Raw genomic sequence first — 12,161 nt, 5'->3', positions numbered from 1 at the left:
GTCCATACATCAGAGAAAAGATCCCCTATGTCTACCTCTTTCACTTCCTCAACTGCTTGAGGATTTTCTTTTACTGCTACAGCTTCTTTAATAATTTTCTTTGTTGGAATATTTATAATTTCAAGTGAAACAGAAATAAAATCATCTTTTTTGAGGGCATATGTATTCATTTTTGATGCAGAAAACATCATAATAAAAAAAAGAGAAACAACGAAAGTAAAAAGTGTTAGTGATATAAAACCACTAATAAGAAAATAAGGGTTTTCTCTAGCCATTTGTTGCTAATGAAACATCAGTAAAGCCTGCCTGTTTAACAGCAGCAAGAACTGACATAACAACACCATAATCCAAAGTTCTATCAGCAGAAATTAAAACAGTAGCTTTAAGATCTAAATCTTTTGCATATAAAGTAAAATTATCCATGAAAGCATTGAGTTGATAGTTTTCTTTGTTGACCTGAATACTTTTTGCTTTATCAATAGTAATATGAACAGGAGGAATTTCTGCTAATTGTTTAGAAATTGAGCCTTGTGGAAGTTTTATGTTTTCTTCATAAATAATATTTGGAGCAATTACCATAAGGATAGCAAGGAGTACTAACATTACATCCACAAGAGGGGTAATATTTAATTCAGGTTTATCATCCCAATCGTACATGACTAAACTCTTCGAGCTAAGAGAGCATCACTTTGCATTTGTAAGAAACTAACCAATTCAAATGATTGTCTTTTTAGTATTTGATGATACGTATATGCGAAAATTGCTACAAATATACCTGCTGCCGTTGCCACAAGTGCATCTGATACACCGGAGGATATAATAGTCATACTCCCTGAAGTCTGTCCTATATGGGTAAATGTATCAAGAATTGATACAACTGTGCCAAATAAACCAATAAAAGGAGTTGTCGAAGCAAATATAGAAAGAATAGAGAGACCTTTCGTAGCCTCTTTTGTAGCTGCCATCATCGCTAAACCTAAAATCTCTTTTGAAATACTTGAACTTGTTTTCATAAAGTTATTCAAAAAAGATTTTTCACTAACAGTATTAGCACCCATTAACAATCCTTCAAAAGAATCATTTTCATCACCCAGCCAAGCACTTAGAGAAAAGTAACGATAAAAGAACACCCAATTAAGAATTATAAAGTATATTGACAAAATTGCCAATACACCTATAGTAACTGGATGAGATTTTAAATAAAAATCTATTAAATCGTTAGCAGACAAACTATATTAACCTTTGAGCAGCTGATTCTATTTTAGCTGAAACTGCAGCGATTGCTGGATTTGAATCTGCAATTGAGTTTATAAGCTCTTTAGCATCATCAAGAGCAGCAGCAATAGCACTCTCATTTTCACCACGAATAGCTACAGCACCTTCAACTAATACAATCACTTTTTCTTCATCAACATTTACAACACCCCAGTTAATCAAAATTGATTCAACTGATTTATCTTCTTTTTCAATGTCAATAACACCAGCTTCTAATAAAGTAACTAATGAAGAGTGATTTGCTAGAACACCGAACTCTCCCTCTTCACCAGGAAGAGTTACACTAATAGCTTGATCATTAAAGATTTCGCCATTAGGAGTTAGGATTTCAAGTTTTAAAATATCCATAATAATCCTTTAATAAACACTAGGTTTATTTGTTTTTCTCGTGTTTAGCAAGAGCTTCATCCATTCCACCAACCATATAGAATGAGTTTTCAGACATGTGATCGTAATCACCATTAAGAATGCCCTTAAAGCCTGCAATTGTTTCTTCAAGTTTAACATATTTACCAGGAGAACCTGTAAATACTTCAGCAACAAAGAATGGTTGAGAAAGAAATTTCTCTATTTTACGAGCACGTTCAACAACATTTTTGTCATCTTCGCTAAGTTCGTCCATACCAAGAATTGCAATAATATCTTGAAGGTCTTTATATTTTTGAAGTGTTTGTTGAACACCACGAGCAACACCATAATGCTCATCACCTAAAATTTGTGGATCAAGTAATCTTGAAGTTGAATCCAATGGATCAACTGCAGGATAAATACCTTTTTCAGCAATTTTACGGTTAAGAACTGTAGTTGCATCTAAGTGAGCAAAAACAGAAGCAGGAGCTGGATCCGTTAAATCATCTGCAGGTACATATACTGCTTGAACAGAAGTAATTGAACCAGTATTGGTTGATGTAATTCTATCTTGTAATGCACCCATTTCACGAGCTAGAGTTGGTTGGTAACCAACAGCTGATGGGATACGACCAAGAAGAGCTGACATTTCAGAACCTGACTGAGCAAAACGGAAAATATTATCAATGAACATAAGTACATCAAGTCCTTTCTCATCTCTAAAATACTCTGCCATTGTAATACCAGTTAGAGCGATACGGTTACGTGCTCCTGGAGGCTCTGACATTTGACCGTAGCACAGTGCAACTTTGTCAAGTACATTAGAGTCTTTCATCTCGTGGTAAAGATCATTTCCTTCACGAGTTCTTTCGCCAACACCAGCAAATACAGATAAACCATCATGACCATGTGCAACATTGTGAATAAGCTCCATGATAATAACTGTTTTACCAACACCAGCACCACCAAATAGACCAACTTTACCACCCTTAGCGTAAGGAGCAAGTAAATCAACAACTTTGATACCTGTTTCAAACATCTCAGTAGTAGTTGATTGATCAACGAATGGCGGAGGTGCACGGTGAATAGACCATGTCTCAGCATCAGTGATAGCTTCACCGCCATCAATAGGCTCGCCAATTACATTAAAAATTCTACCAAGAACTTTTTCTCCAACTGGAACTTTTATAGGAGAACCAGTAGCTGTAGCATCCATACCACGAACTAAACCTTCACTCATATCCATTGCAATCGTTCTAACACGACCATCACCTAAGTGAGCTGCAACTTCCAGTACTAAACGATTAGTACTTCCTTCTAAACTTACTTGAACTTCAATTGCTTCGTTAATTGCTGGAAGATAACCATCAAAATCAACATCAACAACCGGGCCCATAACCTGGCTAATTTTACCAATCATATTTTTCTCCATTATTTCATCGACTCCACACCACTAATAATTTCTATTAGCTCTGTAGTAATAGCAGCTTGACGTGCTTTGTTAAACTTAACTTTCAAGCCTTTAACCATATCTTTAGCATTATTTGTAGCTGTATCCATAGCTTGCATTCTAGCACTATGTTCAGCTGCAACTGAGTCAAGAAGTGCATAATACATTGCGTATTCTACATACCTATCAACTAAAGAATTTAACATATGTTCTTCATCTTGAGCTTCAATCTCTAATACAGAACTCTGAACTTCATCACATATATACATATCAGGATCAACTGGAAGTACTTGCATACTATGTAACTCTTGAGTCATCATATTTTTAAATCCATTATAGACTAAATGAAGACCGTCAATTTTACCATCTTTATAATCTTCTATAGATGCACTTATAAACTCATCAGCTCTAGACTTATCAGGCTTTGAACTTAAATCTATTACAGAGTCAAAAAGTTCAACATCGTTATATTTAAAAAACTCAACACCTTTCTTACCGATTCCACGAAGACGTACTTTTACATTTTTTTCTTGGTACTCTTTTAAAAGTCTCTTAACCGTTTTAATAGTTTGAATATTAAAACCACCACAGAGACCTTTATCAGCAGTAACAAAAACAATGTCTACCATTTGTGGATTTTCAATCTTCGCAAAAGAACGATTGTCTATTCCACCAATTTTAGAGCATTTTATACGTCCAGCTATTTCGGCAATAACCTGATTCATTTTGTCAGCATAAAGACGAGAACGACGTGCTAGCTCTTCAGCACGACGAAGTTTTGCAGTAGATACAAGCTTCATCGCACGTGTTGTCTTTTCAGTGTTTGAAACACTTTTTATCTGTCTTTGAATATCTTTCAAGTTTGCCATAAAGTTTTCCTTACGCTGCTATAAAGCTAGCTTTGAATTCTTCAAGAGCTTTAATCAACAATGCTTTCGTATCATCATCAAGTTTAGAAGCAGATCTAATATTCTCAAAAATTTGAGGATATGATGCTTCTAAAAATGGGTACATTTCAGCTTCAAAACGAACAACATTAGATGCATCAAAATCATCTAAGAAACCTTCATTTCCAGCGAAAATGATTGCAACTTGTTTTTCAGCAGAAAGTGGAGAAAAAGGACCTTGTTTTAGAACCTCTACCATTCTTTGTCCACGCTCTAGTTGATTACGAGATGTAACATCAAGATCAGATGCGAATTGAGCAAATGCTTGAAGTTCACGATACTGAGCAAGGTCAAGACGTAAAGTACCAGCAACTTGCTTAGTAGCTTTAATCTGAGCTGCACCACCAACACGAGATACTGAAAGACCAACATTAATTGCTGGACGTACACCCGAGTTAAATAGTTCAGTTTCAAGGAAAATCTGACCATCTGTAATAGAGATAACATTTGTTGGAATATATGCCGCAACATCACCCTCTTGTGTTTCAATAATTGGAAGAGCAGTAAGTGAACCAGCTCCATCTTCATCACATAATTTCGCAGCACGCTCAAGTAAACGAGAGTGAATATAAAAAACATCACCAGGATATGCTTCACGACCCGGAGGACGACGAAGGATAAGTGACATTTCACGGTATGCAACTGCATGCTTAGATAAATCATCATATACGATTAGACCATGTCTAGCGTTATCACGGAAGTATTCTCCCATAGCAACACCAGTATATGGAGCTAAAAATTGTAGGGCAGCAGCTTCAGCAGCTGTTGAAGATACAACAATTGTATATTCCATCGCACCATGTTCTTCTAAACGACGAACAATTTGTGCAACAGTTGATTCTTTTTGACCTATTGCTACATAGATACACATAACACCATTACCCTTTTGGTTAATGATTGCGTCTAGTGCAACTGTAGTTTTACCAGTTTGTCTATCACCAATAATAAGTTCACGTTGACCACGACCAATTGGAACAAGAGCATCAATTGCTTTAATACCAGTTGCTAATGGCTCATGAACAGATTTTCTATTCATAATTCCAGGTGCTTTTTCTTCTACGAAGCGTGCTTCAGTAGTTTCAATTGGACCTTTACCATCGATAGGTTCACCAAGTGCATTTACAACACGACCTAAAAGAGCATCTCCAACAGGAACTTTGAGAAGTTTACCAAGTCTTTTAACAGACATACCTTCTCTAAGCTCAGTTCCAGCACCAAGGATAACGATACCTACTGCACTTTCTTCAAGGTTCATTACAAGACCTTGAGTTCCATCTTCGAACTCTACCATTTCACCAGCCATAACATTGCTAAGTCCGTAAACTTGAGCAACACCATCAGCGTAAGAAACGATTTTACCAGTTTCATTAATATCAACACTTAATTCAAAGTTATCGATACGTTCTTTAATTATTGAGCTAATTTCATCAGCTTGAATTTTTGCTACCACTATTGTTCTCCTCTCTTAAATTGCTTTTACTATATGTTCAATCATTAGACTGTCGATTCTTGATTTGGAAAAATTAATTTCTATTCCAAGATCTTCAACATCAACTTTGATTCCATCAAAATCATCTTTAACATATGTTAATGAGATTTTTGAATCAAATCTCTTGCCTAAACCATCACTTAATTCTTTCATCGTTTTTATAGTAATTTTCGTATCACTATAAACAACACCCGCATAAGTTTTTGTTGAACGTGCAATATCTTTATTTAATTCTTGCGCAATAGCAGGAATAATATTAATACGTTTATTTTCAACAAGTAGTTTAATTAAATTATTAACTTGACTAGAATCAGCTGATGAAACAGCTTCTAATAGGATTTCTGATTTATCATTTGAACTTACATTGGGGTTATCTATGATTTGTACAAATTTCTCATTTTTAAATGAATCTGCTAAAACAGAGAATACACTAGCCATATTTACAAGTGAAGCTTTATCAGCACTAGCATTCATAGCTTTTATGTATCTTTTTGCAATTAATTCTTCCATTATGCTACCTTCTTCAAGATAACATCAGCCATAGCTTTTTTATCAAAACTATCACTGCTTTGCTTTAGAACTTCATTTAATACATCTTCAACAACGTTGCGAACCATTTTTCTTTGTTCTAACTCTGTTAATGAAATGTTCTGTTTCCCTAGTGTTTCTAGGTCTGTTTCACACTGTACCATGATGTTATCATTAATTATTTTGTTTTCTTTTTTTGAAGAGACAACTAATTCTTCTGCAAATTTTTCTGCATCAGAAATTTTTGCTAATGCCTCTTTTTTAAGAGCGATAGTTTCATTCAACTTATCTTGAACTTTTTTTAATTCATCAGCAACACTTTGACTTCTTGCATTAAAATAAACTTTGACAGGTTCTGCAACTAAGTACCAAACAAGTCCAGCGAAAAGTAAAAAGTTAACTGTTCTTTGGATAATGTCTGTGCCCCCACCTTCTGCACTAGATGCTAATGCAATAGTTGACATTGCTAGTAAAGTTACTAAAATTCTACTCACATTACATCCTTATATTTGACTAAACTTAGCTTCAACAGCTTGTTTGAAAACTGGAACTTGTGATGTTAACTCAGTCGTTAACTCATCTCTTGACGCAGCAAGGGACTTCTCAAATTCTACATACTCACTAGCTAGTTCAGCACGTCTAGCCTCTAATTTACTTTCAGCTAATTCCTTAGCATCCGCAACAACTTTCTCTCTTAGGGCCGCTGCATCCAGTTTTGCATTATTGACTATTAGTTCAGCTTTTTCATGTAACGCTTGAATTTCATCATCATTAGAACCTATTTTGTTAAGGTCTTTTTTGATATCTTCATCACGTTTATTCATAAAACTAAACAATGGTCTATAAAGCCAACTGTTTAAAACGGCTATAAGCGAAAGAAATACAACAAATGTAGCCAAAAGTAGTATCGGATTTATATCTAACATAGCACCTCCTAAAAGTTGCGTGATTATACTATGTCAATATTGAAAGGATAGTTAAAGTGAAGAAAAATTCGTAAATTTATTTAAAAAATCATCAATTTGTGATTCATTGTCAAATTCAATTGTTAATTTGTTCCCTGAAGATTTTGCTTTTAAACCAAGAGAATCGAAATTTTTGTGAAGGTTTGAGAAATTATATGTAGCTTTATAGTGCTTTTCTTCAACTGGAGCTTCTAGCATTTTCTTAGCTTTAATCATTGCTTCGACATCACGCACACTTAATTTTTGACCAACGATTGAATTTACCATTACCTGCTGTTGTTTATCATCTAAACCAACTAAAACTTTTGCATGTCCAGCTGTGATCTTTTTTTCTAGCAAAGCTTGTTGCGTTTTAACAGACAACTGTAAAAGTCTCAAAGTATTAGTAATATTACTTCTACTTTTATGTATCATTGTAGCTAGTTGTTCTTGTGTAATGTTATGCAATTTAATTAATTCTTCATATGCTACCGCAAGTTCGACTGCATTTAATTCTTCTCTTTGAATATTTTCAATAAGAGCAAATTTTCTCATTCGCTCATCATCACTTTTTACTACAACACAGCGAATAGTTTTCAGCTTCGCAAGTTTTGATGCCCGAAGTCTTCTTTCTCCAGCTATTAATACATAACCATCAAAATCTTCATTTACAACTATTGGCTGCAAGAGACCATCTTCTTTAATAGAATCTGAAAGTTCCTGTAAGGCTGTTTCATCAAAAGTTTTTCGAGGCTGAAATGGATTGGGTTTAATATCTTTAACTGAAAGCTCTAAAACTTTATCCTGTTGTGTACCTTCATTCTCGTATGCATCGGCGGTCTCGCCGAAAAGTGCATCAAGCCCACGACCAAGCGCCATTGATTTCATTATTTCATGATCGCTTGTGCTAGGTTTTGATAGGCAATTGAACCGCTTGATTTTACATCATATAAAATTGCTGGTTTACCAAATGATGGAGATTCTGCTAATTTCACATTTCTTGGAACTACTATATACTCATCATCCATATCTTTAAAGAGCTTACCTTTAAAGTGTTGTTTTAAATCTGCAAATACTTGCTTTGAAAGATTATTTTGAGATGAAAACATAGTAGGGATAAAACCTTTAATTATTAAGTCAGGATTAATTGATTTTCTAACTAGCTTCACGGTGTTTAAAAGTTGTGCTAAACCCTCTAGTGCAAAAAACTCACACTGGATTGGAATCAGTACTGAGTTTGAAGCCGATAATGCATTAATTGTCATCGGTCCAAGTGCTGGTGGAGAGTCTATGATAATGTAGTCATAATCTTTTAAAACATTTGCAATAGCTTTTTTTAAAACTAATTCTCGACCTTTTGCGTTCTCTTTATCATAGTATTCCTTTTCAATTCCAACAAGACCTATATTTGATGGAGCAAGGTGTAGTGTAGGTAAATCTGATTTTAAAATAATATCTTTGAGTTTTTTTGTACCTATAAGAACATGATAGATATTAAACTCATAATCATTACGGTGAAATCCTAATGATGTTGTAGCATTTGCTTGAGGATCTGAGTCTATTAAAAGTACTTTTTTCTCTGCCACTGCAAGTGAAGCAGCTAAGTTTACAGCAGTAGTTGTTTTACCAACTCCACCCTTTTGATTTGCAATTACTATTACTTCACTCATCTTGTACTATATATCCTCTCGCCATTAATTATAATTGATCCATCACTCTGCAAGATAGCTTTATCTAATGATATTTTCAAGCTATTGTTATGCGTAAAAAAACTCTGATTTCTTTCAAATTCTACCTTATATTTACTAAAAACCTGCTTCCACGAAACTCTTTTTTCAATAAGTTTGAAATATTCTTTTAGGAGCATTTCTTTTGAGATATGGATATCTAAAGATCCAAACTCTTTTGGTGAATTAACTAGATTCATCCCAACTCCACATATAAGGTTCTCCCCTACAATATTTGTAATCATTCCACCTATTTTAATATTATCTATATAAAAATCATTAGGCCATTTTAACCATACTGATGAATTAAAATTATTTAATACTTTTTTTAAAAGGTAAGAAAAGTATATAGATGCCGATTCTAGTTTTAAGTCTTGGGTAAGTGAATCTATTGAAATAGCAAATGAAAGAAATAAATTTCCATCAATACCCGTCCATGAGTTATCTCTACTTCCTACTCCAGCAGTTTGCATATTTGCGACTACTGCATAAGGTGTAAGAACTTTTTTTGCACTTAGTAATTTTTTTAAATATTTTTGAGTTGAGTCTACACTCTCAAGATATAGTATCTTCACGTGCTAATCTTTTTCCATTTATATAAGAGATAATATCAACCTCTTTTTTTGAAGGTGCTTGGACATTAAATATTTCAATTGTCCCTTTTTTACATCCAACAATTATGCTATTATCTTCAATACTTAATATTTTTCCACTTTTATTTTCACTACATTTTTCAACTAGTTTTATTTTTTTTAGTTTCAATCCATTTTTTAAATAAATTCCAGGCCATGGTGTATATGCTCTATATTTATTATAGACATTGTATGCATCATCAAAGTTCACTTCACCATTCGCTTTTGTAATCTTTTTACAGTGCGTTGCTAAAGAGTCATCTTGTACTACGCCAGATAAAGTATCATAGTTTTGGAGTACATCAACAGTGAGTTCACATGCAACTAAAGTAAGTCTATCAAAAAGAGAACCTACTGCTTCATGTTTATCCACATCTATTTTCTTAATTTTTAAAATAGCACCCGTATCAAGACCAATATCCATTTTCATTGCAGTAACACCAGTTTGTTTATCATCATTCAAAAGTGTTTGCTGAATTGGACTCGCTCCACGATATTGTGGCAATATAGAAGCATGAAGATTTATACATGGAGCATGGTCTAAAATCTCCTGAGGAAGAATCTGCCCATATGCAGCTACCACTATATAATCACATTCGATTTTTTCTAATTCTTTTACTATATCTTCATCACGTAATCTAGAAGGTTGATACACATCTATGTTATTTTCGTTTGCCAATATTTTAACTGATGATGAAGTCATAACTTTTTTTCTACCTACAGGCTTATCTGGTTGGGTATAAACAGCTACAACTTCCATATCTTGAGTTGTAATAAGCGTTTTTAAAATGTTTTGCGCATAATCAGGTGTACCCATAAAAATGATTTTCAATTTTTTACCTTAAATAATGTTCCACCTTTGTGGATGCCATCAATCATATAACTTTTAACATCACTTAAATCAAATCCAGTTGATAAGAACATACTGATATTGTTGTCAAGCATATATTGTGCAGCTTTAAGTTTTGTTACTATACCACCTGTTGCAAAAACATTATTTGGTGTCACATTTTTTTCTAATTCTTCACTTGGAATATGCTCAACAATTTTAAGTACTTTTGCATCATCATGTTTATGAGGGTCTTTGTCATAATATGCATCAATATCTGAAAGAAGAATAAGTATATCTGCATTTGTATCTTTTGCTATATATGCTGAAAGTTGATCATTGTCTCCAACTTCAAGCTCTTCGGTAGAAGTTGCGTCATTTTCATTTATAATAGGAATAACACCATTAGATAAAAGTGTATCTATTGTATTTTGAATTCTTTTAACATCATCTTCTTTATTGAGATTAAGTGAGGTTACTAAGACTTGAGAACATAAAATATTGTGAGGAGCAAACCTCTTTCTATAGTGTCCCATAAGTATTGGTTGACCTATAGAAGCTAAAGCTTGTTTGTTTTGAATGATATTTCTATCGAGTTTTAGCTCCGTATATCCTGCTGACACGGCACCAGAAGAAACAAGAATAACTTCATTAGATTTTTTCAAATCTACTAAAAAGTCTATAAGAGCTTGTACCCTTTCTAAGGCTATGGAATCATCTTTCGTTAAAACGGCAGAGCCAACTTTAACAACAATTCTTTTCATAATTATATACGGTCCGATTGAACAAGATTAAATAATGAGTATTTTAATGCTTCTATATTTTTACTGCTTACTGAAGATATCGGAGCTACTAAATATGGTAAAGTTCTGTCATACCCTAAAGTTTCATCTGCAGAATCTTGAACAAAAAATGGCATTTTATTATCAAAATTAAACTCATTCGTTTTTGATTGCTCAATTCCAAGTAAATTAAAAAATCCAGCTACTAAGTCACTTATCTCATCAGGTGGAACTACATCTACACGTGTGAGTGCAATAGCGTATTTACTTTCACCCAACTTTTCCGAAAAAGATGCAATCTCATCTTTAAGGACTTCAATCTGTTCTTTTAAATCTCTATATGAAGCTAAATCAACCATATATAAAAGAGTCTTTGTTCTCTCAATATGTCTTAAAAACTGAATTCCAAGACCTTTACCTTCATGTGCTCCACCAATAATTCCTGGAATGTCAGCCATAACAAAAGATTCAAAATCTCCAATGTTTACTTGACCGAGCTTTGGAGTAAGTGTTGTAAATTCATAGTTAGCAATCTCAGGACGAGCATTAGAAACTGTTGAAATAAGTGTTGATTTTCCGACATTCGGAAATCCAACAAGTCCAACATCAGCAATAAGTTTTAAATCTAATTTGATTGAACGTGTTTCACCTTTTTCACCGGGTTGTGAATACGTTGGTCTTTGGTTTGTTGAAGACTTAAAGTGAGTATTTCCAAGTCCACCTTTGCCACCTACAATAAATTTTACTTCTTCACCATCTGTAAGCATGTCAAAAAGTACATCACCGGTATCTGTATCTAGAATCTGTGTTCCCGGTGGTACTACAATAATTTTCTTTGCTCCAGACTTTCCAGTACAATTTGAGCCTTCACCTGGCACTCCACCATCTGCTTTTATGTGCATTCTTCTTTGAAAATGTGAAAGTGTATGTGTGTTATTATCACATTTAAACCAGATGTCACCACCCTTACCACCATCGCCACCATTTGGACCACCGTTTAGTACAAACTTTTCTCTACGAAATGCAACACAACCTTGTCCACCCTTTCCTGATGAAACTGTTAATTCTACGCTATCTGTAAACAAGTGCTTTCCTTCTATTTTTAACTTTAGCTAGAAACTAGCTATGTAAGACTTTTGAGTGAACCTCAAAAGACGGTAATATACTGTGATATTTAGTCTATAGTATTACATAAACTATAAAAACTTAA

The 12,161-nt window shown here is 33.9% G+C and carries 15 protein-coding genes and 1 pseudogene; all 16 read right to left on the bottom strand.

The annotated features are described in order from the left end of the window. Positions 1 to 275: pseudogene (locus tag ACI9TV_RS04680) on the bottom strand (hypothetical protein); the annotation flags it as partial. Next, positions 268 to 657 carry an ExbD/TolR family protein gene (locus tag ACI9TV_RS04675; RefSeq protein WP_415249602.1) on the bottom strand — a complete coding sequence of 130 codons (390 nt, stop codon included), beginning with the start codon at positions 655 to 657 and terminating at the stop codon, positions 268 to 270. The pseudogene ACI9TV_RS04680 and the gene ACI9TV_RS04675, both read right to left, overlap by 8 nt. A 2-nt stretch (positions 658 to 659) precedes the next feature. After that, the gene (locus ACI9TV_RS04670) at positions 660 to 1,229 is read right to left on the bottom strand and encodes a MotA/TolQ/ExbB proton channel family protein (RefSeq protein ID WP_415249601.1); all 570 of its coding nucleotides are present in this window, start codon (positions 1,227 to 1,229) and stop codon (positions 660 to 662) included. Between the two features lies 1 nt (position 1,230). Next, positions 1,231 to 1,623, bottom strand: coding sequence for an ATP synthase F1 subunit epsilon (gene atpC, locus ACI9TV_RS04665; RefSeq protein WP_415249600.1), 393 nt, complete (start codon positions 1,621 to 1,623; stop codon positions 1,231 to 1,233). Between the two features lie 25 nt (positions 1,624 to 1,648). Next, positions 1,649 to 3,043 (bottom strand): F0F1 ATP synthase subunit beta, encoded by a 1,395-nt coding sequence (atpD, locus tag ACI9TV_RS04660; RefSeq protein WP_415249599.1) that lies wholly within the window; start codon positions 3,041 to 3,043, stop codon positions 1,649 to 1,651. An 11-nt stretch (positions 3,044 to 3,054) separates the two neighbouring features. After that, on the bottom strand, positions 3,055 to 3,942 hold the full coding sequence (gene atpG, locus ACI9TV_RS04655) for an ATP synthase F1 subunit gamma (protein WP_415249598.1): 888 nt from the start codon (positions 3,940 to 3,942) through the stop codon (positions 3,055 to 3,057). 10 nt (positions 3,943 to 3,952) lie between these two features. Next, a complete protein-coding gene (atpA, locus tag ACI9TV_RS04650; RefSeq protein ID WP_415249597.1) occupies positions 3,953 to 5,470 on the bottom strand; it encodes a F0F1 ATP synthase subunit alpha in 1,518 nt (505 codons plus the stop codon). 15 nt (positions 5,471 to 5,485) lie between these two features. Next, on the bottom strand, positions 5,486 to 6,019 hold the full coding sequence (locus tag ACI9TV_RS04645; RefSeq protein WP_415249596.1) for a F0F1 ATP synthase subunit delta: 534 nt from the start codon (positions 6,017 to 6,019) through the stop codon (positions 5,486 to 5,488). Next, complete coding sequence (locus ACI9TV_RS04640; RefSeq protein ID WP_415249595.1) at positions 6,019 to 6,531, bottom strand: F0F1 ATP synthase subunit B; 513 nt, start codon at positions 6,529 to 6,531, stop codon at positions 6,019 to 6,021. The genes ACI9TV_RS04645 and ACI9TV_RS04640 overlap by 1 nt, the downstream gene beginning before the upstream one ends. A 9-nt stretch (positions 6,532 to 6,540) precedes the next feature. Further along, positions 6,541 to 6,963, bottom strand: a complete 423-nt coding sequence (locus ACI9TV_RS04635; protein WP_415249594.1) for a FoF1 ATP synthase subunit B' — start codon at positions 6,961 to 6,963, stop codon at positions 6,541 to 6,543. Between the two features lie 51 nt (positions 6,964 to 7,014). Continuing rightward, positions 7,015 to 7,869 carry a ParB/RepB/Spo0J family partition protein gene (locus tag ACI9TV_RS04630; protein ID WP_415249593.1) on the bottom strand — a complete coding sequence of 285 codons (855 nt, stop codon included), beginning with the start codon at positions 7,867 to 7,869 and terminating at the stop codon, positions 7,015 to 7,017. Then, positions 7,869 to 8,651 (bottom strand): ParA family protein, encoded by a 783-nt coding sequence (locus ACI9TV_RS04625; RefSeq protein WP_415249592.1) that lies wholly within the window; start codon positions 8,649 to 8,651, stop codon positions 7,869 to 7,871. The genes ACI9TV_RS04630 and ACI9TV_RS04625 overlap by 1 nt, the downstream gene beginning before the upstream one ends. After that, positions 8,648 to 9,283 (bottom strand): biotin--[acetyl-CoA-carboxylase] ligase, encoded by a 636-nt coding sequence (locus tag ACI9TV_RS04620; RefSeq protein ID WP_415249591.1) that lies wholly within the window; start codon positions 9,281 to 9,283, stop codon positions 8,648 to 8,650. The genes ACI9TV_RS04625 and ACI9TV_RS04620 overlap by 4 nt, the downstream gene beginning before the upstream one ends. Next, positions 9,264 to 10,172, bottom strand: coding sequence for a methionyl-tRNA formyltransferase (fmt, locus tag ACI9TV_RS04615; protein ID WP_415249590.1), 909 nt, complete (start codon positions 10,170 to 10,172; stop codon positions 9,264 to 9,266). Before fmt ends, ACI9TV_RS04620 begins: the two co-directional genes overlap by 20 nt. After that, positions 10,169 to 10,933 (bottom strand): glutamate 5-kinase, encoded by a 765-nt coding sequence (proB, locus tag ACI9TV_RS04610; RefSeq protein ID WP_415249589.1) that lies wholly within the window; start codon positions 10,931 to 10,933, stop codon positions 10,169 to 10,171. Before proB ends, fmt begins: the two co-directional genes overlap by 4 nt. Positions 10,934 to 10,935: 2 nt before the next feature. Then, positions 10,936 to 12,036 (bottom strand): GTPase ObgE, encoded by a 1,101-nt coding sequence (gene obgE, locus ACI9TV_RS04605; RefSeq protein WP_415249588.1) that lies wholly within the window; start codon positions 12,034 to 12,036, stop codon positions 10,936 to 10,938. Positions 12,037 to 12,161: the final 125 nt, after the last annotated feature.

Origin of the sequence: Sulfurimonas sp. (assembly GCF_047622445.1) — a bacterium.
Lineage (GTDB): Bacteria > Campylobacterota > Campylobacteria > Campylobacterales > Sulfurimonadaceae > Sulfurimonas.
Note: the sequence above shows the minus strand (reverse complement) of the source record. Positions and strands in the feature narration are given on the sequence as shown.

Bases quoted from the DNA above. Each gene is read 5' to 3' on its own strand.
- ACI9TV_RS04675 (WP_415249602.1), bottom strand. From the start codon at position 657: ATGTACGATTGGGATGATAAACCTGAATTAAATATTACCCCTCTTGTG.
- atpC (WP_415249600.1), bottom strand. From the start codon at position 1,623: ATGGATATTTTAAAACTTGAAATCCTAACTCCTAATGGCGAAATCTTT.
- atpD (WP_415249599.1), bottom strand. From the start codon at position 3,043: ATGATTGGTAAAATTAGCCAGGTTATGGGCCCGGTTGTTGATGTTGAT.
- atpG (WP_415249598.1), bottom strand. From the start codon at position 3,942: ATGGCAAACTTGAAAGATATTCAAAGACAGATAAAAAGTGTTTCAAAC.
- ACI9TV_RS04645 (WP_415249596.1), bottom strand. From the start codon at position 6,019: ATGGAAGAATTAATTGCAAAAAGATACATAAAAGCTATGAATGCTAGT.
- ACI9TV_RS04635 (WP_415249594.1), bottom strand. From the start codon at position 6,963: ATGTTAGATATAAATCCGATACTACTTTTGGCTACATTTGTTGTATTT.
- ACI9TV_RS04630 (WP_415249593.1), bottom strand. From the start codon at position 7,869: ATGAAATCAATGGCGCTTGGTCGTGGGCTTGATGCACTTTTCGGCGAG.
- ACI9TV_RS04625 (WP_415249592.1), bottom strand. From the start codon at position 8,651: ATGAGTGAAGTAATAGTAATTGCAAATCAAAAGGGTGGAGTTGGTAAA.
- proB (WP_415249589.1), bottom strand. From the start codon at position 10,933: ATGAAAAGAATTGTTGTTAAAGTTGGCTCTGCCGTTTTAACGAAAGAT.